The 23,914-nt window shown below is 61.2% G+C and carries 20 protein-coding genes, 1 tRNA gene and 2 pseudogenes; 12 read left to right on the plus strand and 11 right to left on the minus strand.

The genetic code is table 11. The annotated features are described in order from the left end of the window. The first annotated feature begins 208 nt into the window (after positions 1-208). Positions 209-1,099 (plus strand): formate dehydrogenase accessory sulfurtransferase FdhD, encoded by an 891-nt coding sequence (fdhD, locus tag ACVWYQ_RS15190; RefSeq protein WP_036026616.1) that lies wholly within the window; start codon positions 209-211, stop codon positions 1,097-1,099. After that, complete coding sequence (mobA, locus tag ACVWYQ_RS15195) at positions 1,080-1,736, plus strand: molybdenum cofactor guanylyltransferase MobA (RefSeq protein ID WP_456725793.1); 657 nt, start codon at positions 1,080-1,082, stop codon at positions 1,734-1,736. Before fdhD ends, mobA begins: the two co-directional genes overlap by 20 nt. A gap of 5 nt (positions 1,737-1,741) precedes the next feature. On the opposite strand, the gene ACVWYQ_RS15200 is transcribed toward mobA, so the two are convergent. Next, positions 1,742-2,041, minus strand: a complete 300-nt coding sequence (locus ACVWYQ_RS15200) for a hypothetical protein (RefSeq protein WP_157285459.1) — start codon at positions 2,039-2,041, stop codon at positions 1,742-1,744. 110 nt (positions 2,042-2,151) lie between these two features. On the opposite strand from ACVWYQ_RS15200, the gene ACVWYQ_RS15205 reads away from it, so the two are divergent. Next, the gene (locus ACVWYQ_RS15205) at positions 2,152-2,382 is read left to right on the plus strand and encodes a hypothetical protein (RefSeq protein WP_036011421.1); all 231 of its coding nucleotides are present in this window, start codon (positions 2,152-2,154) and stop codon (positions 2,380-2,382) included. Positions 2,383-2,426: 44 nt separating this feature from the next. Here the strand turns inward: ACVWYQ_RS15205 and ACVWYQ_RS15210 are convergent, their stop codons facing one another. The 3 genes from ACVWYQ_RS15210 to ACVWYQ_RS15220 are packed head-to-tail and all read right to left on the minus strand — an operon-like array spanning position 2,427 to position 6,384. After that, positions 2,427-4,376: a molybdopterin biosynthesis protein gene (locus tag ACVWYQ_RS15210; protein ID WP_456725794.1), complete on the minus strand. Its 1,950-nt coding sequence runs from the start codon at positions 4,374-4,376 to the stop codon at positions 2,427-2,429. A 13-nt stretch (positions 4,377-4,389) separates the two neighbouring features. Then, positions 4,390-5,496 carry a molybdopterin-binding protein gene (locus ACVWYQ_RS15215; RefSeq protein ID WP_456725795.1) on the minus strand — a complete coding sequence of 369 codons (1,107 nt, stop codon included), beginning with the start codon at positions 5,494-5,496 and terminating at the stop codon, positions 4,390-4,392. Positions 5,497-5,556: 60 nt separating this feature from the next. Beyond that, positions 5,557-6,384, minus strand: a complete 828-nt coding sequence (locus tag ACVWYQ_RS15220; RefSeq protein ID WP_404653535.1) for a substrate-binding domain-containing protein — start codon at positions 6,382-6,384, stop codon at positions 5,557-5,559. 281 nt (positions 6,385-6,665) lie between these two features. Between ACVWYQ_RS15220 and ACVWYQ_RS15225 the strand changes: the two genes are divergently transcribed. Together ACVWYQ_RS15225 and ACVWYQ_RS15230 are read left to right on the plus strand one after the other, a co-directional pair. After that, entirely contained in the window at positions 6,666-7,559 is an 894-nt protein-coding gene (locus ACVWYQ_RS15225) for a helix-turn-helix transcriptional regulator (protein ID WP_271538656.1), read from the plus strand. 101 nt (positions 7,560-7,660) lie between these two features. Continuing rightward, positions 7,661-8,875, plus strand: coding sequence for an ABC transporter substrate-binding protein (locus tag ACVWYQ_RS15230; protein WP_456725796.1), 1,215 nt, complete (start codon positions 7,661-7,663; stop codon positions 8,873-8,875). 68 nt (positions 8,876-8,943) lie between these two features. On the opposite strand, the gene ACVWYQ_RS15235 is transcribed toward ACVWYQ_RS15230, so the two are convergent. After that, positions 8,944-9,906, minus strand: coding sequence for a TAXI family TRAP transporter solute-binding subunit (locus ACVWYQ_RS15235; protein WP_271538658.1), 963 nt, complete (start codon positions 9,904-9,906; stop codon positions 8,944-8,946). A gap of 107 nt (positions 9,907-10,013) precedes the next feature. On the opposite strand from ACVWYQ_RS15235, the gene ACVWYQ_RS15240 reads away from it, so the two are divergent. Then, positions 10,014-10,988: a Bug family tripartite tricarboxylate transporter substrate binding protein gene (locus ACVWYQ_RS15240; RefSeq protein WP_456725797.1), complete on the plus strand. Its 975-nt coding sequence runs from the start codon at positions 10,014-10,016 to the stop codon at positions 10,986-10,988. 336 nt (positions 10,989-11,324) lie between these two features. After that, positions 11,325-11,400, plus strand: a tRNA-Ile gene (locus ACVWYQ_RS15245). A 14-nt stretch (positions 11,401-11,414) separates the two neighbouring features. Here ACVWYQ_RS15245 and ACVWYQ_RS15250 read toward each other — a convergent pair. From ACVWYQ_RS15250 to ACVWYQ_RS15260, 3 genes are all read right to left on the minus strand, one after another. After that, on the minus strand, positions 11,415-12,668 hold the full coding sequence (locus tag ACVWYQ_RS15250; protein ID WP_456725798.1) for a tyrosine-type recombinase/integrase: 1,254 nt from the start codon (positions 12,666-12,668) through the stop codon (positions 11,415-11,417). Positions 12,669-13,412: 744 nt separating this feature from the next. Then, complete coding sequence (locus tag ACVWYQ_RS15255; protein WP_456725799.1) at positions 13,413-13,616, minus strand: hypothetical protein; 204 nt, start codon at positions 13,614-13,616, stop codon at positions 13,413-13,415. 1,741 nt (positions 13,617-15,357) lie between these two features. Continuing rightward, positions 15,358-15,540 (minus strand): hypothetical protein, encoded by a 183-nt coding sequence (locus tag ACVWYQ_RS15260; protein ID WP_456725800.1) that lies wholly within the window; start codon positions 15,538-15,540, stop codon positions 15,358-15,360. A gap of 1,525 nt (positions 15,541-17,065) precedes the next feature. Between ACVWYQ_RS15260 and ACVWYQ_RS15265 the strand changes: the two are divergent. Both ACVWYQ_RS15265 and ACVWYQ_RS15270 read left to right on the plus strand, forming a co-directional pair. Continuing rightward, a pseudogene (locus tag ACVWYQ_RS15265) lies at positions 17,066-17,302 on the plus strand (septal ring lytic transglycosylase RlpA family protein); the annotation flags it as partial. Between the two features lie 157 nt (positions 17,303-17,459). Next, positions 17,460-17,699, plus strand: a complete 240-nt coding sequence (locus ACVWYQ_RS15270) for a hypothetical protein (RefSeq protein WP_456725801.1) — start codon at positions 17,460-17,462, stop codon at positions 17,697-17,699. 794 nt (positions 17,700-18,493) lie between these two features. Here ACVWYQ_RS15270 and ACVWYQ_RS15275 read toward each other — a convergent pair. Together ACVWYQ_RS15275 and ACVWYQ_RS15280 are read right to left on the minus strand one after the other, a co-directional pair. Then, the gene (locus ACVWYQ_RS15275; protein ID WP_157285449.1) at positions 18,494-18,679 is read right to left on the minus strand and encodes a hypothetical protein; all 186 of its coding nucleotides are present in this window, start codon (positions 18,677-18,679) and stop codon (positions 18,494-18,496) included. Between the two features lie 1,071 nt (positions 18,680-19,750). Then, complete coding sequence (locus ACVWYQ_RS15280; RefSeq protein WP_456725802.1) at positions 19,751-20,236, minus strand: CBS domain-containing protein; 486 nt, start codon at positions 20,234-20,236, stop codon at positions 19,751-19,753. A gap of 439 nt (positions 20,237-20,675) precedes the next feature. Here ACVWYQ_RS15280 and ACVWYQ_RS15285 point away from each other — a divergent pair, with 439 nt between their 5' ends. Continuing rightward, positions 20,676-21,674: an IS4/Tn5 family transposase DNA-binding protein gene (locus ACVWYQ_RS15285; protein ID WP_456725803.1), complete on the plus strand. Its 999-nt coding sequence runs from the start codon at positions 20,676-20,678 to the stop codon at positions 21,672-21,674. A gap of 11 nt (positions 21,675-21,685) precedes the next feature. Further along, a complete protein-coding gene (locus tag ACVWYQ_RS15290; protein WP_456725804.1) occupies positions 21,686-22,120 on the plus strand; it encodes an IS4 family transposase in 435 nt (144 codons plus the stop codon). Between the two features lie 147 nt (positions 22,121-22,267). Here the strand turns inward: ACVWYQ_RS15290 and ACVWYQ_RS15295 are convergent. Further along, a pseudogene (locus ACVWYQ_RS15295) lies at positions 22,268-22,478 on the minus strand (transposase domain-containing protein); the annotation flags it as partial. A gap of 251 nt (positions 22,479-22,729) precedes the next feature. On the opposite strand from ACVWYQ_RS15295, the gene ACVWYQ_RS15300 reads away from it, so the two are divergent. Next, on the plus strand, positions 22,730-23,911 hold the full coding sequence (locus ACVWYQ_RS15300; RefSeq protein ID WP_456727147.1) for an IS110 family RNA-guided transposase: 1,182 nt from the start codon (positions 22,730-22,732) through the stop codon (positions 23,909-23,911). The last annotated feature ends 3 nt before the right edge of the window (positions 23,912-23,914 follow it).

Consider the following 23,914-nt stretch of genomic DNA (forward strand, 5'->3'; position numbering starts at 1 on the left):
CCAGCTCTCTTTTCCAGCAACCAGCGCTCGCCGATGGAACCACCATCCCCTCCCCGTCATTGCGAGCGGAGCGAAGCAATCCAGACTGCCGCTGCGGAAAGATCCTGGATTGCTTCGCTGCGCTCGCAATGACGACAAGGCGGCATTTCGCTCTCTCCCCGCCATGCTTATATCGGCTTGACCCGAATGTCATGCTAACCTCGCCGCCATGATGAAGATCGACAAAGCCCCGGTGCCCCTGATCGTCCCCAATCCGGACGACCCGCGCCTGACCCAGAGCGTGACCGGCACCGACCAGACCGGCGCCAGGGTCGAGATCAAGGTGCCGATGGAGCGGCCGCTGACGCTCTATCTGAACGCGCAGGAGATCGTCACCATGATGACGATCGGCGACTATCCGGAATATCTGGCGCTCGGCTATCTGCTGAACCAGAACATGCTGAAATATAACGACGTGGTCACCGAGGTCGAGTACGACGACGACCTCCAGGTGGTCGTCGTGCGCACCTCACACCACACCAATTTCGAAGCCAAGCTGAAGAAGCGCACGCAGACCTCCGGCTGCGCGCAGGGCACCGCCTTCGGCGACCTCTTGGAGGCGGTCGAGAGCGTCGCGCTGCCCAAGGCGGAGCTGCGCACCTCCTGGCTCTACCAGATGACGCAGACCATCAACACCATGCCCTCGCTTTATCTGGAGGCCGGCGCGATCCACGGCTGTGTGCTGTGCAAGGAAGGCACCCCGCTCTGCTACACCGAGGATGTCGGCCGCCACAACGCCGTCGACAAGATCGCGGGCTGGATGTACCGCCACGGCGTCGACGCGTCCGACAAGATCCTCTACACCACGGGACGCCTCACCTCGGAGATGGTGATCAAGACGGTGCGCATGGGCATTCCGATCCTGGTGTCGCGCTCCGGCTTCACTGCCTGGGGTGTCGATCTCGCAAGGCAGGTTGGGTTGACGCTGGTCGGACGCACCCGCGGCAAGCGCTTCATCGTGCTCGCAGGCGAAGAGCGCATCGTCTACGACCAGAACCTCGCTTATGTCGAAGAGGAATCGGCCAAGCACAAGCGCAAGGGTGAAGGCGGTGACGACTGACCTGTCCGCGGCGCGTGTTCCGCCGACTCTCGGCGTGCTGCTCGCCGGTGGGCTCGCGCGGCGCATGGGCGGCGGCGACAAGCCGATGCGCACCATCGGCGGCCGCACCATTCTGGAACGCGTGATCGCGCGCCTTGCGCCCCAGTGCAGCGGACTGATCCTCAACGCCAACGGCGATCCCGCCCGCTTTGCCGCGTTCAGCCTGCAGGTCGTCGCCGACGACGTGCCCGGCTTCCCCGGTCCCCTGGCCGGCATCCTCGCGGCGCTCGACTGGGCCGCGGCGAACCGGCCGCAGATCGAATGGGTGCTCAGCGCCGCCGGCGACTGCCCGTTCCTGCCGCGCGACCTCGTCGCGCAGCTGCATGAGGCGCGCGCGCGTGAGAATGCGCAGCTTGCGGTCGCAGCCTCAGGCGAGCAGTCGCATCCGGTGATCGGCCTGTGGCGCGTCGCCTTGCGCGAGGAGCTGCGCCACGCGCTCGTGGACGAAGACCTCCGCAAGATCGACCGCTGGACCGCGCGCTATCCGCTCGCAACGGTGACCTGGCCGAACGAGCCGCTCGATCCGTTCTTCAATGCCAACACGGTCGAGGACATTGCCGAGGCCGAGCGGCTGGCGGCGCTGGATGACGCGTCCTAGCGGCTCTATGATTTCGGAAACTCGTTGAGGAGCTGCGCCCAGATGATCGCGAAGGCGATCAGGCCGCAAATGCCGACGGCAGTGGTGAAGCGCGGCAAACGGCCGATCGCAACCAGCACCCAGGCCGGCAGGAAGAACGCCGCGAAGACCATGCCCAGCGGAAACACCGCGAGCCATTGAAAGCCGCTGCCGTCCCCGGGCGGGACATTCGCGATGTAATGGAAGGTGTAGAGCCAGAACAGCGTGCCGGCCGCCGCGACGAGAGCAGCGATCTTGCGGAAATTGAGGGGCGTCGATGCAGTCATGACCTGGCTCATGTTCGTTGGTCGCTGCGGCGCCCCGCCAAGTTCATGACGTCTTGAACCGGACCTAGAACGGGAGCGACCACAGGTCTGGACATTCCCCGGACGAAGCCATGGCCGCCCCTCTCTTGAATACGATCTTCGAATTCGTCGATTTCGTCTTCGACCTCTCCGAGACGATCGATCGCACGAGGCAGCTGAGCAAGCCTGACATCGTCGAGGTGCCGCCGGATCCAAAGCCGCTGCCGCCCGCCGCGCGGCGCGCGCTTGCGGAGGCCGAGGATCGTGAACGCAAGCGGGAGCAGGCCGCTCAGGCGGCCAGCCGTACCGACCAGGCATCCTAGCCGTAGACCTCTCCTGGCTCGAACGCCGCGTCGTGGTCCCTCGTCTATGCGGGCCGGAAGCCCGCTCGCGCGAGCGACGCGCGTACCTCGTTCGAGCCGAGTGCGTCGAGAAAAGCCTGCACTGCCGATCGTTGCTTTCGCGCACTCACCAGGGCGAAATCGTAGTGCTCTTCGGCCAGCGGAATGAAACCGAGGCCGACGGCGTGGGCGACCGGCGCAATGGTCATGCCCCAATCGGCCCGGTGCTGCGCGACGGCCGCCGCGACCGCATTGTGCGAACGCGGCTGGTTCCAGTAGCCTTCCGGCCGCGCGCCGCCGAGCAGCCGGTCGATCAGGATGCGGGTGCCGGCGCCCTGGTTGCGGTTGACCATGATGCAGGTGGGGTCGGCGAGTGCTGCGGCAACAGCGTCCTTTGCGCTCAGGCCCTCGAAACGTGTGTCGCCCTTGCGGAAGACGATGCCCTGCATTCGCCGCCAGCCGGCGACCAGCTCGAGTCCCTCGACGAGATAGGGCGTGTTGTAGGTCTCGCTGCGATCGTCGAACAGATGGATCGGCGCGAGATCGCATTCGCCACGCTTTGCCGCCGCCAATCCTCCGAGGCTGCCGACCGCTATCGAGCGTACGGACAGGCCGGCATGCGCCAGCTGTGCCGTGACGAGATCGAGGCCGGTGCAATGGCTGCCGACGATGACGAGATCCGGCACGCGCACATGCGGCGTGAAGAGCGTCACCTCGGTTTCGGTGCCGGCCGGCATCTGGTCGGCAAGTGCATCGATGCGAAGAAAGCCGTCTGCCTGCGCAAAGGACGTGATCGCACCAGAGCCCTTGCCGGAGGGATAGGCGATGAGGCCCTCCCTGCCCTGGACCAGCGAGACCATGACGAATTCGGTGCGGCCGAGCTCGGAGGCGATGCGCACCGGCACGGTCGCGTTCACCTTGGCATCGGAGCGCGGCGACAGTCCGGCCATCCTGCGCAGCACCGGCACGATCATGTCGTGGAAGGTGAACATCGCCGATGTTGGAAAGCCCGGCAGGATCACGACAGGCTTGCCGTCGCACACCGCAAGACACAACGGCTTGCCAGGCTTGAGCGCGACGCCATGGGCGATGATGCCGGGTGCGCCGAGCCGGCCGATGATGCGATGAGAGAGATCGCCGGCGCCTTTCGACGTGCCGCCCGACAGCACCAGCATGTCGGCTTCCGCAAGCGCGTTGCGCATGGCGGCTTCGAGCCTGGGTTCGTCGTCCGGAACGGCGCCGAGGAAGACCGCCTCGCCCCCGTTTTCGTCGATCGAGGCCGCGACGATGGCGCCATTGGTATCGTAGATCTCGGCAGGCGCGAGCACTCCGCCGGGCTGAACCAGCTCATCGCCGGTGGAGATCACGGCAACCCGCGGCCTGCGCACGATACTCACCTCGGCGATGCCGCAAGCCGCCAGCATACCGATCTCGCGCGAGCCGATGATGGTGCCGGCGCGCAGCAGCGCCTCGCCGCGCGCGATGTCGGAGCCGGCATACGAGACGAATTGCCCCGGCGAGACGGCGCGACGGACGTCTATCGCATCCTGGCCGGCCGGCTGGGTGTGCTCGACCATGACCACGGCATCGGCGCCGCGCGGCAACGGACCGCCGGTGGCGATCGCCGTTGCGGTTCCGGCCGCCACCTGCAGCGTCGGCGCGGTCCCGCAATGAACGGTCTCGCCATTCAGCGCGAGGCGCACGGGCGCGCCCTCGCCGGCCGCCGCAAGGTCGGCGGAGCGCACGGCAAAGCCGTCGACATTGGAGCGGTCGAACGGCGGCACGTCGATCGCTGCCGTGATATCTTCGGCGAGGGCAGCGCCCAGCGCGGCTGCGAGCTTGCGCGTTTCAGTTCGAAGTGCGCGCGGGAACAAGGCCGCCTCGAAGCGCGCCAAGGCCTCTTCCCGCGAGAGGATCTTGAGGAACTGCTCCTGCTCGAGCGCGCTGCGGTCCGGTGATTTCGGGATCATCGTCATGCCAGAACCCTTATCACGCCCGCATCAGATACGCATCGATCGGCGTACCTGCCGCAAATCCCTCGTCGGCGGCGGAAATGAGCAGCCATGCGTCCGCACGGGCGATGGCCTGAAGCGACCATTCGCCCACGGCAAGCGGCATCCAGGCGCGATGTTCCTCAGCCAGCAAAGCGATCTCGGTGATGCCGACGCTGGAGGCGATTTTTCGCGCAAGCGGCAGCGACACTTTTCGACGCGGCCGGCGCGCCGACAAACCGTCGACGAGCGGCAGCACGAGTGCAAGCCAAGCTGCAAGCGCATGATCGGGCGAGCCGGGCAAGGCGACGACGGGAACCCGCCCCAGCCGTCCGACCGCAGCGGTGCGCCCCGGCTGCAGCGCAAGGCCGTGCGCCATCACCTCGCCGCGCCCGGCGAGGGCGGCGATGGCGGCGTCCTGGCGGCCGACGCCGCTACCGCCGATGGTCAGCAGGACATCGCAGGAGGACGCATCTAGCGCATCGGCGATCGACGCTTTATCGCGTGCATGCGCTTGATGCGTTTCCACATCCAATCCCGCTGTGTGCGCGATCCCGGCAATCGTCTGCGCTGTAACCGTTCCACCCGGCACATTGACGATGCGCAGCCGCGGCCGCCTTACGGCGAGTTTCTCCACGCCCGCCACACGCGCCAGCAACAGGTCCGCCGCACGGATGGGATGGCCGGCGTCCCCCACGGCCCTGCGCGCGGCGATGTCGCGGCCTGCACGCCTGACACCCTGCCCCGGCGCGCCCTCCGCAAGCACCTGGGCAAGCGGCCCCGACGTCTCCACGGCGTCGACATCGAGCACGCAGTCGCATCCCGCCGGCATCGCCTCACCCGCCTCGACCCATAAGGGGGCCATTGCCAGCGGCACAGGCGAGTAAGCGGACGCCCCGACGAGATCGTTGGCAGATAGCGCCCAACCGTCGACGGCCGCAACGTCCCGCGAAGGATAGGCGGCAAGCAGCGGCGCACCCGCCGCGATGCAGCCGATTGCGTCCGCCAGCGGCACCTCCACCGGCGCGACGGGATCAACGCCCCGCAGCAGCGCGGCGAGCGCGGTGTCGAGCGGCGTGAGCGAAGGTGGCAGGCGCTGGGTCATGCGCCATGAGGACCATGCATCGTCCGGTTTGGCAACCGCCGGCGGTGCCGGCCTCAACCCTCAGCCGCCCGACCTATCCGAATTGGGGAAGAACAATTGCTGTCCGTCCACCTTGTAGCCGGCGATCGCCGTCTGCCCCTCCGGCGACGTCAGCCAGTCGACGAAGGTCTGCGCGAGGTCCTTCTTCACGTTCGGGAACTTCGCAGGATTCACCAGCATCACGCCATATTGGTTGAGCAGCCGCCGGTCGCCTTCGACGACGATGTCGAGATCGCCGCGATCGCTGAACGCGATCCAGCTGCCGCGATCCGCAAGCACATAGGCATTGGCGGCGCGCGCGGCCCCGAGCGATGCGGCCATGCCGGGGCCGGCCTCGCGATACCAGGCGCCCTTGGCGCCGGCAATGTCGATGCCGGCGACGATCCAAAGCGCGAGCTCCGCGGCATGAGTGCCCGACCGATCGCCACGCGTCACGAACGGCGCGCCCTTGGCTTCGATCGCCTTCAGCGCCGTCGCGATGTCCTTGCCCTTCACGCCCGCGGGATCGCTCTTCGGCCCGATCAGCACATAGTCGCTGTACATCACGTCGTAGCGCTTCACGCCAAAGCCGTCGGCGACGAACTTCTCCTCCTGAGGCCGCGCGTGCATCAGCACGACGTCGACCTCGCCCCGCCGCGCACCATCGAGCACTTCGTCGGCGCGCCGCGCGATCACGGTGACGTCGATGCCGGTCTTGTCGCGGAAGATCGATAGCAGATAGTCGAGCAGCCCGGATTCCTGAGTCGCCGTCGTCGAAGCGAGGACGATGCTGCGTTCCTCCGCGGCCGACGCCGCAACGCCTGCGGCAAGGCCGCAGAGAAGCGCAAGTGCAACGGACAGGCGGCCCATGATCGGGTTCCCTCAGGTTTGACGCCGTCATGATGATGATCGATTGCGCCGCACTCGTGACGCGTTTTGCGCTGCCGGCCGGGAAATTTCGGCAACTTCATCGCGGCGCACCGCCCGCGCGATCTCTCTAGGATCGTTCACCAAAGCAGAGATCGCGCGTCGTGACGTGTTGCAAAGCAGCGAGATGATCGGGCATGGTTCCCCGCGACAAATATCTGAAATGCAGAATTCCACCTGCGTCGGACGTCAAAAAGAAGCAAGAATTTGCATAGGAATGCAGGATGGAATTCCTGACCACCAGCGAAGCCGCCGACTACCTTCGGCTCGGCGAACGCAAGCTTTACGAACTCGTCACCACCGGTGCGATCCCCTGCAGCAAGGTGACGGGAAAATGGCTGTTCCCACGGCACGAGCTCGACCTTTGGGTCCTGTCGGGCCTTGCGCGCCCGGCCGGCATGTTGATCGCCGAGCCGCCGCCGGTCGTCGGCGGCAGCCACGACGAACTGCTCGATTGGAGCCTGCGCGAGTCCGGCTCGGGGCTCGGATCGATGAACGAGGGCAGCGCGCGCGGGCTCGAGCGCTTGCAGCGCAATGAGGTGATGGCTGCGGCGGTGCACTTCCACGCGCTCGACGCCGGCGACAATGTCGCCAGCGATGCCAGCATCGAAGCGCTGCGGACCACGCCAGACCTGCATGATGCGGTGCTGATCGCGTTCGTGCGCCGCGAAGAGGGTCTCCTGCTGCCGCACGGCAATCCCAAGCACCTGCACAGCCTGACCGACGTGCTCGCAGCCGGGGCCCGGATGGCGATGCGGCAACAGGGCACGGGCGCGCAGATGCTGCTCGACGTGCTGCTCAGGCGCGCCGGCGCCTCGATGCGGGACTTGCGCCGGATCGAGCCGCCGGCGCTGACCGGCCCGGATCTGGCCGAGCTGGTTCGCGCCGGCCAGGCCGATTGCGGCATCGCGACGCGCTCCGCGGCGCGCTCGGCCGGTCTCGATTTCGTGCCGCTGGTCTGGGAGAATCTCGACCTCGCGATGCGGCAGCGCAGCTATTTCCGCCCCGCCATGCAGGCCTTGCTCCGCTTCCTGAACGAGCGGCGGCTGCGCCAGCGCGCGGAGGAGCTGACCGGCTACGATCCCTCCCCCGCAGGACAGATCCGCTTCGCAGCCTGACATTGACGCCAGCCCCCTAATAGTTGCAAAAGAAACCAATTCGACCGGGCCATACCCGGACAAGCAACACCGGCCAATGAGCCGGATCAGGGAGGAGAAACGTGAACCCAATCAGATTTGGAGTGCCGGTCGCGGCCGCCTTGCTGGCGACCCTGCTGTCCGGCGCGGCGTCGGCGCAGGTTTCCGACGACGTCGTCAAGATCGGCGTGCTCACCGACATGAACGGCCCGGCCTCGGCGCCGACCGGCCAGGGCTCGGTGACCGCGGCGCAGATGGCGATCGACGATTTCGGCGGCAAGGTGCTCGGCAAGCCGATCAGCGTCGTGATCGGCGACCACCAGCTCAAGGCGGACATCGGCGCTTCGCTGGCGCGGCGCTGGTTCGACGTCGAGCAGGTCGATCTGATCGTGGACGTGCCCGTTTCGGCGGTCGGGCTCGCGGTGCAGACCATCGCCAACGAGAAGAAGCGGCTGTTCATCACCCACTCCACCGGCACCGCGGACTTCCACGGCAAGTTCTGCTCGCCTTACGCGATCCAGTGGGTGTTCGACACCCGCGCGCTCGCGGTCGGCACTGCGGATGCGGTGGTCAAGCGCGGCGGCGACAGCTGGTTCTTCATCACCGACGATTACGCCTTCGGCCATTCGCTGGAGCGCGACGCTTCCGCCGTCGTCACCGCCAATGGCGGCAAGGTGCTGGGCTCGGTGCGGCCGCCGCTGGCGACGCCCGATCTCTCGTCCTTCGTGCTGCAGGCGCAGGCCTCCAAGGCCAAGATCATCGGCATTGCCGCCGGTCCCCCCAACAACATGAACGAGATCAAGACCGGCGCCGAGTTCGGCGTGTTCAAGGGCGGCCAGCAGATGGCGGCGCTGCTCGCGCTGATCACCGACATCCACGGCATCGGCCTGCAGGCGGCGCAAGGCCTGCTGCTGACCACCTCGTTCTACTGGGACATGGACGACAAGACGCGCGAATGGTCGAAGCGCTATTTCGCCAAGATGAACCGGATGCCGTCGATGTGGCAGGCCGGCGTCTATTCCAGCGTGATGCACTATCTCAACGCCATCCAGGAGACCGGCAGCGACGATCCGCTGAAAGTGGCAGCCAAGATGCGCGAGAAGCCGATCGAGGATTTCTTCGCCCGCAAGGGCAAGCTTCGCGAAGACAATCTGATGGTGCACGACCTCTGGCTGGTGCAGGTGAAGACGCCCGAGGAGAGCAAATATCCATGGGACTATTACAAGATCCTCACGACGATTTCCGGCGACAAGGCGTTCGGCCCGCCGGACCCGGCCTGCCCGCTGGTGAAGAAGTGAGATTGGCGAGTGGCGAATAGGGAGTGGCGAATGGAAGCTTCCATTCGCTATTCGCAATTCGCCACTCGCTACTTCACCACCCCGATCTCGCGGAAATACTTCAGCACGCCCGGATGAATCAGCTCCGGCCTCGGCGCGGCCGCGACCGTGTTCGCGGCTTTGGTCTCGCAGGCCTGCGCGAGCTTCCTGCAGAACGTCGCTTCGATACCGTGCAGCGTCTTGGCGAGGCGGTAGGCGACGTCGTCAGGCAGATCCTCGCGCGTGAGGATGAAGCTCCAGGAACCGAGCGAGGGGATCGGCTCGGTCTGCTTCGGGTAGGAGCCGGCCGGCACGGTCAGCGGCTTGAGAAACGCATGCTTGGCGCGGATGCGCGCGATCTCGTCCGCGCTGGGCGCGATGAAGCGCGCGCCCGACGCGCTCGCGGCGACCGCGGCAAAGCCGGGCCAGCCGATGCCGGCGCCCCAGAGCGCTGCGACGCGGCCGTCCTCGACCATCGCGGGGCCGTCGCCGGCGCGGTCGAGATAAACAGCCTTGAAGTCCTCGTCCTGCTTCAGGCCGAGACCATCGAGCACATAGCGCGCCAGGATCGGCAGGCCGGAGCCCCTGGCACCGAACGCAACGGGCTGACCGACGAGATCGCGGATGGTCGTGTATGGGCTGTCGGCGCGCACCACGAACATGCCGGGGTTGGAATAGATCGCGGTGAGGATCTTCAGCGCTACCTTCGCACGGCCGATGCCGGCGAAGGCTTCATAGGCCGGCTCGCCCGCGACCAGCGCGAGATCGAGCTCACCCTTCTCTAGAAGCGGGATGTTCTCGCTGCTGCCCTTGGTGTTGCGCGGGACGATCGTGATTTGCGGATCGGCCGCGTTCATCAGCTCCGCGAAGGCGTTGCCATAGAGCGGGAAGCCGCCGCCGGGTGTCGCGGTTCCCAGGCTGATCGTCGCGGTCGGAATGGCCGTGCCTCCGGTCTGGGCGGCGGCGGGGCTGGCGAACAGCGCCGCACCGAGAAGGATCATCGCGAATCTCATGGTTGTCCCTGACGGGCCTGCGTCAACACCGACTTGCGGCGATGTAGGCAGCCGCCGGTTTTTATGAAAGCATGCCGCGCAACGACAATAGAACAATGGGAGGTGTCATGTTGCGAATTTTGCGTCACGGTGTTTTCGGACTCGCAGTCCTGTTGGGTCTTTTCAGCGCCACCCCTCCCGCCGCCGCAGCCTATCCCGATCGTCCCGTACACTGGCTGATCGGCTTTTCCCCCGGCGGCCCAGTCGACATCGTGGCGCGGATCATGGCGCAGTGGCTGTCGGAGCGGCTCGGCCAGCAATTCATCGTCGAGAACCGCACCGGCTCCGGCGGCAACATCGCCGCGGCCGCGGCGATCAACGCCCCGCCGGACGGCTACACGCTGCTGTTCGTCGCGCCCAACAACGCGATCTCGACCTCGCTCTACAAGAAGCTGCCGTTCGACTTTTTGCGCGACACCACCCCGGTCGCGAGCATCATGCAGCTCACCAACATGCTGGTCGTCTCCAACGCGTTTCCGCCGAAGTCGGTTCAGGAGTTCATCGACTATTGCAAGGCCAATCCCGGCAAGATCACCTATGCCTCCTCCGGCAACGGCACCTCGGTGCACATGTCGGCGGAGCTGTTCAAGGTGATGACGAAGTGCGACATGGTGCACGTGCCCTATCGCGGCTCGGCCGTCGCGTTCCCTGACATCATCTCCAACAAGGTGCAGCTGATCTTCGACAATTTGCCCTCGGCGATGGAGCAGGTGAAGGGCGGCAATGTCCGCGCGCTCGGCGTGACCTCGCCGCAGCGCTGGCCGAGCGTGCCCGACGTGCCCGCGATCGCCGAGACCGTGCCGGGCTTCGAATCGGTCGGCTTCTACGGCATCTCCGCGCCGAAGGGCACGCCGCCGGAAGTGATCGAGATCCTCAACAAGGCCGTCGGCGAAGCGCTGAAGGACCCGAAGCTGGTGGCAAAGCTCAAGGACGTCGGCGGCCTGCCCAAGCCGATGGCGCCCGCCGAGTTCGGCAAGCTGGTCACGGACGAGACCGAGAAGTGGCGCAAGGTGGTCGAGTTCGCCGGGGTCTCGGTGGACTAGGCAGCGGCCGTGCCGCAGAGCGCAGCCGCACCATGTTCGAGGGGGCCAACAGGCCCCCTCAAACAAATTGCAAAAACAACCCCATGCACAGTAGACGAGGCCAGTGATTTCAATGGGTTACCGCCCACGTCGAAAAAACCTGCGAAAACGCGGTTTGCTTCGTCGGGCAAAACAGGTTTATACCGGCATCATCGCTAATTTCGGTTATTCGAAATTTATCAATGATGCCGTGCCGGCGTTCCCATCCACCAGCGCCAGCATTGCACCCCCGCCTCAGGCCCTGTAAACGAACCGCGCACCGTTGCCGGCCGCGCTACCTGCGGCCGCCTCGCGGCGGGGCCTGTAGCTCAATGGTTAGAGCCGGCCGCTCATAACGGTCTGGTTGCAGGTTCGAGTCCTGCCGGGCCCACCAATGAAATCAAAGACTTACGAAGATTCGTTTCGCTTCATCGGGATCACCGCACCAGTCACCGCACCAGAAACGTGCTCCTTTCGTTCGCCGGCTGGTCCCCGCTTGGCTATTTTCTCAACCGCATCGGACAAATAGTCGGGATGGTGATGGCCGTACGTGTTGAGTAGCACCTCGAGCGACATTCCGAGATAACCTGCGGCCTGCCAAGGATCCGCACCTCTCTGCATGAGCCAAGTCGCTGCGGTGTGCCGCAAAGTGTGAGGTGAGATTCCTGGACCAATTCCGGCAAGCCTAACGGCAGTCCTGAATGCCGTTTTTACCGAGCTCACAGGCTTTGAGTTGTACTCGACAAAGTGCTTTGCCTCTGGATCAATCCGATGCCAGCGCCGCAGGTGAGCAAGCAAGCGCACCGGGATCGGCACAGTCGGCTGTCGCTTGTTGGTTTTCGCGGCGCCCTGCTTCAGACGGTAATAGCGACCTCGCTCCAGATCCACGTATGAGCGACCAAGCGCTGGGATAGGAGATGCAGCTGCGATAGCGCCCGCACGGGTGCCGCTGTAAATTCCCAATAAGATGAAGCGAGCAAGATGTCGGAGTGGGCGTTTGCTCGTTGGGACCTTTATATCAATAAACGGCTGACGCGAGCCCTTCTGCATTTCGCGATAGCGCCAGCAGGTCCAGATCAGTTTGGCCGCATCGCTGCGCGTCAACCACTTGTCTCTCGGCTCCCCCTTCTCAGGCAGAGAGACCTTCACGATTTCCCGATGATACCCTTCGTCTGCATGGTGACCGATGGCGGCACGGAGATCTTCAAGGTCTCGGCGAGCACCGCCCCTTTGGCGACGTTTTTTGGTGTAGGAGCGACATGCTTCACCATTGACCTCGCCAAGCATTTTTGCGCCCCACCAATCATTCAATCGTTCGATTCGCTTCTTGAGCTTACGGACGTCGGGGATGGTATTTTCGTTTTCGAAGTGGACATTGAAGCGACTGCGAAGCTTGTCTAGTTGCGCATCCAAATAAATCGAGAGGACATCTGCAATTGCGATATCGTCTATGTGCCGAACTCGTCGCTTCGGGGTGTGCTTGGAGGTTATGTAGTCCCTTAGTCTTTCTTCTGCGACCGCAATCTCATCTGGAGCGCAGCCTGTGCTGACATCCCGTCCGTTGTCTCTGATGATCCATGTTGCTTGGTGAGTGACCTTTCCGTTTTTATCGCGGCGGGTGGCCTTGAGCTGGAGTCTGGCGCCCTTGCTTCTTCGCGGCATAGCTCTCGCATCCGTTCGATATACGCCAGCGTTGTAAATTCCTTGCCGGCAATCTTCTCGATGATCAACCGGCTACGATCACGCTCACGGCGCAATCCCGCGACAGTCATTCCTCCTAGAGGAAACGCTATCTTCACGGCATCAGCAAGGCGAAGGGGTGTATCAGGTGTAATTTCAGGTTGCGCTCGATCTGGCATCGATGCTTTTCAGCTGTGGTGGAGCTCATACGAGCAGACCAATCATCATTTGCAGAGACTTACATTCGCATAAAGTATCCACTCTCCTGCATCGCATGATTGGGCACGTCCTCGCTCAAACGATCAGGAAAGCGTAGAAGAGAGAATGGATCGGTCCCTGTGAAGGGGACTTGGGCGCCAGGGCTTCTTTACGAGGGAGTGCTCCCATTCACTTGTGGCTTTGGTCACCACAATCATCCCGCGGCAGGACGAACAAATTTCGACAAACGATGACTGAAATTCCACTCTTGGCCCGCCCCCTCGATCTGACTCAAACCTCTTGCCGGCCAAAAAGCGTCTGACTGGCATTCCCTCTGCCGTGGTCCCCTTCCTGGCGATCTGCCGACGAGGCCATTGCCTCGGTTCAGATGTAGACCGCGCCGCACTGACAAGATCGGTGAGAATCGCGCATGCCCGTTTATGCCTCCGCAAAACAGGTCCCTCAAATTCGAACTAGGCCGCTAAAGGTCGGAACAGATCAGCGCCGGAGCTGCCTGCTGAAGCGGCCTTACTGCCCCAGCTCTCCGAGGATTCGGTCACGGTCTGCGATGTGCTGCATATGAGATTCGTAGAAGTTATCGAGCAGCTTTTGGGCCTGGGTCGTATCATAGCCATTGCGGACAAAATTCGCGACCCTCTGCTCTTGCTCTGCAATGTGCCGGGTTACCTCGGGCGACATGCCGCTCGGCTTCGCCTGAATGACGAGCTGCATTGACCGATCCATGTGCTTTCCTCGTTTCGGTAGGCGGCAGCGCGATGGGTGGCCGCCAGGGCCTACGGGAAGAGCCTCGGCCGTTGATGCGCTCGTATGGCATTCTCCGAAGAACTACGGGCACGGGGGCGGCCGGAGGGTTTATTGCATCGCCTAAGGGTAATGGCTCTTGAGCCCTGTGCCCCAAGAACGTATCCGGCGGGTTATGGGTTTTGAGACCCTTCACTGATTCCGCAATGTCGTTGCGAGCTTCTTCGACGGCTTTCTTGTCGCACAGTTCATGCGGGCGGAAAAAATGAAAACTCCCGAAGGCGGCGTGGTCGCCTCCACGAGAGAGTTGGTGGACGTGCCTACACTAAAAAGTAAATTGGATCAGCAGAGTAGGCCAGGTGCCCAATGGTGCGTAAGAACATCCCGCGGAACCGAAACACAGGCTCGCCACCGTGAACTGGCGGGCCGCCCGTTAGTGCCTCACCTGGAGCTGCTCCAATCCCTCCTCGATCACTCGGAGATCATCAAGTAAAGCATCCCGAGAGTCAGTTGGATTAATGCCTGATGTGGACCGTAGCTGCTCGAGCAAGTGGCGCCGAAGGTCTCGCATATTTTCCAAGGCTTGCCGGTTCTTCAGACGAACATAAGCCGAAACGATCGATTCAATGCTTGTTGCCATGGGTAGGTCCAAATACAAAATTCTAAAGTAGGTTGCATCGTAGCCCATTGGAGAAAACCCGCAACCCGACGTCATTACAGAACTCGGTGATCATCAGGCCCAAGGTGTCCTTTGGGACGGGGCCGCGGGGGACATACGCGGCCTTGTCCTTTGGGAGAAGGCCGGCCCAGCGCCCAGAACTCGTAGCGCACGAGCCTGAATCGTTCTCTCGTCCTTAGCTGCCTGATAGCCTACCAGCCGCCACGCTTCGAATGGGCCACCGGCCGACGTGACCAATCTTTCTCTTCACTTGGTGATCACCCCGCCGACCAGCCGAAGGAAGAACAACGTCTCTTCGACGGTCGGATCGAAAGAGGTGATCCCGGTTAGAAGTGCCTGCTGTCGCCGCTGTGATCCATCACGATTTGCGTCGCCATGATGAGGCTCCCGATTGCGTCTAAAAGGAATGTGGAAGCCCAGAGCTCGTTCCTAACTTCGCAAAGACGCCCGTGAGACTTTCCATCGCGCGGCATCATCGGCCCGGGACGGCGTATCCGCCTGATGGATGTGGCGGGCGATCGCTTCTAGTCATTGCTGAAGTGGATATCTGCGATCGCGGCGGCGTGGCGGAGTAGTTCCGGGCCGAAACGATAGGCTATTGTTTTCTCGTTCCGCAGGCTTCGTCACCCGGGCAACATCATCCGAAGCGCCCAGTTGCTGCACGCAACGGAATCGTGCGGATCAATTCTGGAACGGGGCTCTTGCACTTGTCCCGGCTGCTACTATTCGTGTGTCTTGCTTAGTGAAACGGCAAGTGCAGAAGGTCGCTCTGCGCCATAGCTGATTTCATTCCCTGCAATGGCGTTATCTGTTATTTGAAGCGCACGCCGGAGCCGGAGTAATTTCGAGGATCGTAAGATGGGTGGGGCCGGCCTCCCCTAACCCGCAGAACATTCTGTCCGTCGGTCGTGGTCTCGTTACCTTGTCCGTGCCCTAGGAAGGAAGCATGGCTGCAGCGTTCGACTGTCCAACCCCGTGGTTTCATGCGGCGGTCATTTGAGTTAGATCAAGGGCATGGCGCCAACTAAGGCGTTACTCGGCGGCGTCCTGCACGGTTCGAATTTGCTCGGCGCGCTTGGCTAGTTCATCGTAACTCTGGGCAGCCTTGCGCAATGTTTCTCGGACCTGACTATGCTTGGCGTTGTCCGCCTTGGTGCGAAACTCCTCAGCGCGCATTTGCCAATATCTGGGCGTGTGCATCCGCTCGATACCCATGGCCACTCCCCGATTGGTTCGTTTACGCAATTAATGGACCTTCAGTCCAAGTGTTCCCTGCTAGTTCCTAATCGGGATGGGGTGAATCGCCCCAGGTGAGCTTCTGGCAATCGGCGCACTTGTAAATGCGAACAGGTTGTCGGAGCGAGCTTTCCACTCGGCTCAGTCGACCGCGTAGTGTCCGCAGGTGCGGAATTGATGGTGTCCGGGGATGCGGGAGCGAGGAAAAGCGGAGCACAAGCCGTTAGCTTCTCAACAATTAACCTAAGCTAGCTCACCGGCCGAAGGTTTCTTTGGAAGTTCATCAATTTTCACATCTGCTCCGCAACCCCTGCTCCCGAATGACATTGATCAACATGTGCTTAGGCGCAAGGCTATGCAGTCCATAGCCCGAGCGGCCCCAGCCCTGGGTCCTTGATCCAGGCCTGGGGTCGTTCTTTCTGCGCGCTCGGGCTTAAGGCACGCCGCGAGAGAGTGAGGTCGATCAGTTCGACATCTGCCGAAGAACACGTGATCTCCATGAAAGCGGACCTATGTACTTATGTGCGGCTGCTGGAAGGAAAAGACTTGCCTTGGGCGTGGACCACACCGGCCCAGGCTTTAAGGTTTTCGGATCGACAACGAGCTGGACCGAGTGGTCTGCCGCTGTCTGGTCGGCAAACGCCGTCCCCGTGCAAAAAACATCCCTTGCGCATTCAACTTTGTGAATCGGACGCAAGATGAAGACCCCAGCCGGGGGAACTGCGGCCTCGTTGGCAACATGTCCTTGCGAAAGTATGGGCACGCAAGACTGAAGCTTGAACTGGCTGCGAAGACGCTCGTTCCTAAGAATAAAGGATGCCCCGCCGGTCAGCCCTTCTTACGGCTGCTGCCCAGCCGGTTTCTTCAAGGCCAATCGGCGCGTCTTCTTCGCTTCGTACTGCACCTCATAGTCCTGTCCACCCGCGACGCGGGCACGAGCGGCGTGGCATTTAAGGTCGCCTCCGTTCTCGTCGCCCAGGCTGAGCTCCGGAACGTTCTGAGGGCGCGCGCTCGGGGAATAATGGCGAACTCCATCATCCTCATTCCCCCGCATGCTTAAGCCGCTGCGGCTCGCGCGCGTCTAACGGCTTTTTTTCTGACCGAGCGCCGAGATGGCGTATATCACCCAGGCGGCAGCCAACCGGCATGTTCGTTACGATTGGCGCAGAATATGGTTGAAGGTGGTTGGCTCGTAAAGCACGGGCAGCGCTATGAGTCCACGGAGCAGGGTCTGAACGCCGCAGAATGATCTAACAGCGCAAAGGCCTCACCGCTTGCACCGGGCTTCACGCGACCTCTGCTGTCGGGCAAACGTTCAATGACAGATGGTCCATCATCCCAAAGGCTCACGCGAGCCCGCTCCTGAAGGACTCGATGAGACAAAAAAGGATGAGCCGCAAGCCCAAGCTCCGAACGGATAAGGCCCTTGAATGATCGTACAGGCACTCCGTATTTCAATAGAGTCTTTTCCAGAAAGGCCTCATAGTATTGTTATACCAAACGCAAGACAGCGAGCGGTCCATCGTTTGATCGGAAGCTGCTGACCGAGGTGCACCGCCATCTGCCGTTCGGGACGAAAATCCGCGTCATTGATCTTGACAGGAATAAGTCGGTGATGGTTCGTATCACCGACCGCGGACCATGGGTCCATGGCCGCCTCCTCGGATATCTCGCTAGCCGCCGCGGGCAGCTTGCGGATTTGGATCGCGGCGTGGCTCAGGTTCGTGCCGAGGTGCTTTAGTGCACGTCGGTCGCCCTGCGAAACACAAGCAATCACCGACCGCGGACACACCGAATCTACCGTGCCTCTCAAGTATCCTGACGCAATCGCGGCCGTCGTATCGGCCCTTAGGCACGTCCATGGAGACGGAGTCGCGCGAACCAAGCTCGTGGAGGGTATGAGCCTTGCCACGCTGATGGACACGATGTTCTCCGCGCCGATAGCGCATCGCGATGCCGTTCGATACATCGCGACTGCGTTAGATGACCTCGCCATTACACCGGAACTCGGTCCGATCTGGCACCTTCGCTACCTGTATGATGACCAGCCGGGGTCATTGCGCGTCGTCGATATGGAGATAGCAACTCCGGCGGGTACGTTGTCCAGCAACGACGTTTGGCTTCGGCTGCCCGTCTAACGACTCACAGCCGGTAAGCAAGAACTAAGAGCACGCTATTCAGGCTGATAAATCGTGCTGAATGTGTCGCGACAACAATCCGCATCCTAACGCCTGTGAGCTCATGAACCTTTCCAGCCGGAGTATTAGTGACTATGCAGAAGCAGATCTCAATTGGCGATTGTTGACATGAGGCATCGCCGCGCGAACGAAAAAGATCGCCAGCAGCCAATAGATCCCTTTCCGGACGGCTGATGGTCTTCGCGGTGAGAAGCTCCTTCAAGAGGTTATCTCGAGCTAAAGAACAAAGACCCCAAGTAACATCAACGCGAAGAACGACACTTGACCGGCCAAGGCACTTTTATCTTTTCGCTGCCGCCTAGAAGGGCACTGTCCGGACTGATTAAGGCCAGAAGACAAAGCGCGGCGGTACCAAGGAATGTCAGCCCGATGCGCGTGAGTTGAGCGACGGTCTCATTTGTTGCCTTGCCGAAAAGATCTCCGCGATATACACAACGTTCGATGTGTTCGCGTTTATTGACATTCCCCAAGGCGTATTTACCCGTTCTGGACCGGACCCGCATCACGTTCCGCGTCCAGGACCTGACGAACAAGCTCAACGCGCCCTGGCTACACCAACAACGTCAACCGGGTCGTGAAGTTACGAGGCGCCAGCTTCCAAGCGGTAGGACACCGCGCACGTCTTGCGACCGCTCGCCGCTAACGAGGCGATCTACTAAGCTGACGCCGCCGAAGTTATTATGCACAAGAGGGAAGGCCACGCAGCCTACTCGCTGCGCAACTCCTCAGCTTTGTTAGCGCTGATGACCCAGGCCGATGCCCAATACGAGTGCCTTTTGACGAAGTGAGCCGGCAGTTCGCTTCATCTCCTTCGATATTCTCGAAACCGGTGTTCGATCCTTTGAATGCTTCTTGAGAACCCGCAGATCTGCGGGCGTCCACTCGCGTCGCGTTGGCTTCTTTTTGGTAGGACGTTTCAACTTGTTAGCTCCTTACTCCTCGTTAGGCGACGCTGTTAGCACAGCTAGCGGAATTTTCAACCAACGAGTATGTCATAGCGATCCATGTCTACAATTCGTGTAACCTGCAGACGCGAGCAAAGTTTCAGACTTGAGCGCGCGAATTAGTAGCTCTGTACGGCGACCGTGGTTCCATTCCGCGTCTCGGAAAGCCGCGGCTCCAGCTCGACGAAGGCTTTCATGAACGCCCTGCCGCGTGGCGCGATCTACAGCATTCCATAGGGTTGGTTGAGATGTTGCGCCGTGGACATCGGCGCTTTGCGACAGATGACGCGTCGCTTTCGCTCGAGAATGGGCCAACTTTCGAAGCGCTAAGGCCTGATCAACGATAAAACCATTGCGGCTCATGCAGTAGATCGCTTCGTTCGGGCGCGAAGGAACTGCGGAAGGCAATAGCGAACAGTGCACGCCGACAAGCGCTATTTCCGTCGCATAGCGCTTGCGCGTCTTATCTCCGCATCCAGCTCCGGTAGTGCAACGGTCCAGGAGGAGCACGCGGTAATTCTCAAACCGATGCGCGCCAAGCATGAGATGATTTCTGCGACGCGGCTTGACGATCACGTGCTAGCGCATGGCAAGCAGTTCCCGACATGGCGCTGGAATCGAACCGGCCAAATAGGAAGGTAGAATGTGAAGAGATTATGCTCGTTTGCGCGCCCTTTAGTCCTATGGCAGACGGAGCAGCACTCCCTCGCGCCAAGAGGAGAGCGTCAGTAGCCTGACGTTGGCGCCAGCGGCGACGGAGTGTTCGCTGATGCGCAGTGCTGCCAGCCACCAAGGCGGGGCTTCCGCTCGCGCTCGTCTCAGATGATTGCGATCTAGAACTCGGTCACCTCCGCTAAGGCGTCTCACGCCGCTGCGACCTCCCGTGCAGACCCAAGTCGGGCGTCGGGTATAACTTTGGACGGCCGAAGCTGTGCTTGTACACCCAAATCACTAGCGAAGCTGGTGCTAAGACACTGCGACTTGGACGCCATCTTTCTGGCCTTGAGCTTATAGAGTAGAGCTAAGTGTTTGCCTTAACTTGAATTGCTAATCGAGACCGGGTGAAGGTGAGCTAGCCCCGAGTTCAGATGCCTTTGACCAGGACTGCGCTGCTTGCGCGCAATCCTGGACGGCGTGCAAGACATCTTCCCGGGAAATAATGCCGGCGAGCCGCTGATCCGCCTCGAGCACCGGCACGCTCCTGAGATCATGGCTGACCATCAGCTCAAGTACGCGCGTGAGCTTGGTGTCCGGGGCAACATAGATGAATTCTGAGGTCATTACATCGGCTACCGTACGCTGCATCAGATCGGGGTATCTCGGAACCATGCGCGCGGCCGAGAAGATAAAGCAGGATAGGTAGTCGAACTTTGAGACTATGCCGAGCACCCGCCCGTCATCCGCGGCTGGATAAGCGTTGAAGTCTTCCTTCTTGAAGAGCTCGCCGAGCTCGCGCATCGTCGTGTCGCGCCTGACCGTCCTCGGCTGACGTGTCATGTAATCGGCAACTATTTGCTCGAGGAGTTTGTACAAGGCCTACGCCCTCGCTTTCGTTTAGCCTACATTCTAGCATACTTTGCGGCAGACGATATTGACCTATGTCAACACCCATCGTGCAACGAGCAACACTTGCCAAATGAGATGAGCCGATGCGTCACGTAACGAATGGCCTTCTTCGCAGGTTGGGAATGTCTATAGGTGCCAACAACGACGAGGCCGGCGCGAGTGGAGGCAATTTCAAGCTGCGGCACAGCTACGGTGCGTTCGACACGCCCGAGGCCCGTATACCATAGGGCGCCGGCCATGCCGAAACGTCGTGCAGGCGAGTCCAGGCAGATGCCCCCTTCTATGTACGCATACGACGAAGCTTACGATTACCCACATTCTTTGAGGTGTACTGAGCCGAAAAACTTGAGTCGCCAGAATCACTTGTGATTCTTTGATGGGCACCTGATTCGAGAAGAGGTGCTCTATGGGACTGACTTCACGCGCCCGGGATGAGAAGTCGCATCGTTTGGCGTCTGACGCGGTGACTTGGTTTGATCGTGAAGCTGCGCTGTGCGAATTCCAGGACGCTCGACTTGGCGAGAGATTTCGCATGCTGCTGAAGCAGATTGGTGGAGACATCGGACAGAGCATTCCGATGGTTTGCCAAGACTGGGCGAATACCAAGGCGGCCTATCGTTTCTTCTCCAATGAACGAGTAAGCGAGGCTGACATCCTGTCTGGTCATTTTAAATCGACGCGGGAACGTATCGCGGCTGCGAAAGGGCCTGTTCTTGTTCTGCATGATACGACCGAATTCACCTATCAAAGGGAGCGCCCGGATCTGATCGGGATGATTAAGCGCATCCCCAAAAGCAACTCTCGAAGATTGGACGGAAAACCCCAAACGTACACGACATGCGGAATATTGATGCATTCGAGCCTTGCGGTGACCCTTGAGGGGCTTCCACTGGGGCTCAGCGCCGTGAAGTTCTGGACCAGAAAGAAATTCAGAGGGGTCGCTGCGCTCAGGCGCGAGGTCAACCTGACACGGATCCCCATTGAAACCAAGGAGAGCATTCGTTGGCTGGAGAACCTCAAGCAATCCACGGAGCTTTTTGAGAAGCCATCGAAGTGCATCCATATCGGTGATCGTGAGGCCGATATTTATGAGTTGTTTTGCGCCGCCCAAGAGGTTGGAACGCATTTCGTGGTTAGGACCTGTGTCAATCGCCTGGCAGGCGATGGCGATCATACCGTTGCAACGATAATGGACGAGGTCGCGGTCAAAGGTCTCCACCGGATCGAAGTCCAGGATAGCAAGGGCAATCCAGACCAGGCTGTTCTTGAAATCCGGTATCGTAAACTCCGTATTCTGCCACCGATAGGCAAGCAGTCGCGGTATCCAGCTTTGACTTTGACAGTGATCCACGCTGTGAAAGAGGAGCGCCAAAGAACAGAAAGGAGATTGAATGGAAACTCCTGACCGATCTTCCGGTGCAATCGCGCGGGGACGCCATCGAGAAACTTGAATGGTATTCCCTGCGATGGAAGATCGAGGTCTTCCACAAGATACTTAAATCCGGCTGTAGGGCAGAGGACTCGCAACTGCGGACTGCTCAGCGATTGACGAATCTGATCTCGGTGTTCTGCATTGTGAGCTGGCGCATTTTTTGGATGACGATGCTCAATCGTTCAGCACCAAATGCCTCACCGGAATTTGCGCTGACCAAAGCTGAAATCCAATTGCTTGATCGGCTCGTCAAAGACAAGAATCCAGTCAGCAAACGAAAGACATTGTCGCATTATCTCATCAAGATCGCCAGGCTCGGCGGCTATCTCGCCCGCGCCAACGATCCGCCACCAGGGAATCTCATCATGTGGCGCGGATTATCGCGATTCATCGATATCGCAACGGGAGCGAAGCTCTGACTCAAAGATGTGGGTAATCGTAAGACGACGAAGGCCGCCTGATTGACGCATGTGCGCGGGCACAACGAGCTCTACGATCAGCTTTGTGAAGGTCAGGCGGCCTGCTGACCGGCGGGCTTTATCGGCCTGGCGCAGGAGCTTCTATTCCTAGGGCAGCAGTTCGTGCAGGCGTGTCGCGGGAAGGTCGGCGATCCGGACCAGGACCTCGGCGAGACAGGCCTTGGGCTCGACGTCGTTGAGGCGACAGGTCCTGATCATCAACATGATGGCGGCACGGTCGGCCCCCCGCCGGCTACCGCAAAAGGTCCAGTTGCGCTGCCAACGCGATGCCTCTCAATGCGCGCTCAGCGCAATTGTTAAAGGTCATGATGTTTTCAGCGCTCAAACCCGGTGGAGAGGACCGGTCGTCCGGATTAGTCTGTCCAAGCCGGGATAGGGGCGCTGGAGCACGAAACGGTGGCAGGCCGCCATGACCATGAGCTGTGAGCTCGCTTTGTTACTTGGCCGCCCCTACGACTTGCCCGGCTGCGCTGCGAGCGCGGATCCGTAGATGTCGTGCAAGCCACTGGCTCCTGAGACAAAGGAGAACCAAGCATGCAAATCGTCGGCATGGACATCCACCGATCCTTCGCCCAGGTGGCGATCTTGGAGGACGGAACAATAATCCGACAGCTCCGCGTTGATCTCGTCCACGATCGGCTTGTCGCCTTTGCCAAGACACTCAGCCTCGAGGATGAGGTGGTCATCGAGGTGACGGGCAACAGCGCGGCGGTCGAACGTATTCTGCGCCCGCACGTTAAGCGCGTCGCGGTCGCCAATCCGAGGCTCGTTCGGGCGATCGCCTATGCGCGAGTCAAAACGGACAAGGTCGATGCTGGGACCCTGGCAAAGTTGCATGCTGCTGGCTTCTTGCCGGAGGTCTGGGTTGCTGACGAGGACACCTACAGCCGCCGCCGCCAGATGGCCGAGCGCGCTGGCGTCTTGGCGCAGATCATCCGGATCAAAGGACGCATGAAGGCTATCCTGCATGCCAACCTCATCCCGCCCTACAAAGGCTATCTCTTCGGCAAGCGCGGACAGCATTGGTTGGACAGTCTGCCTCTTCCATCGGAGGAGCGTGCGATGCTCCAGCGTCTTATCACGGAACTCGAACGCGTGACGAAGCAACTGTGGGAAATCGACAAAGTCGTGGCCCAGCAGGCTCTGGACGATCCACGGGCTCTCAAGCTGATGACGATCCCCGGCGTGAGTTTGGTCGTCGCATCGAGTGTACTGGCCTCCATCGGCGACATCGCACGCTTCCAGTCACCGCATAAGCTCAGCAGCTACTTCGGCTTGACCCCTCGAGTTCGGCAATCGGGAGAGCATCCGGCACGGCATCGTCGTATCTCGAAACAGGGCAATCGTGACGCCCGCAAGATGCTGGTTGAAGCGGCTTGGTCCGCCAAGACGGCGCCGGGGCCGCTGCGGGCCTTCTTCAACCGCATGCAGAAGAAGCATGGGCCTGGAGTCGCGGCCGTCGCCACGGCACGTAAGCTCGCAGTGATGATCTGGCACGTCCTGACGACCGGGAAAGATTATGCTTACGCACGACCGGCGTTCACAGCGATGAAACTCCGGAAGGTGGCACTCAAGGCTGGAGCGCCTCGTGCCTATGGCAAGGCTGGCCCGGGTCGGGACTACTGGATCAAGGAACTGCGTGACCGGGAAGCTGGCTATGTCGCACGTGTCGAGCAGGCGTACGAGCGGATGGTGGCGGCCTGGAAGGAGAAGCCAAAAAAGTGGCATTGAACT

This window comes from Bradyrhizobium sp. USDA 3397 (genome assembly GCF_054060965.1).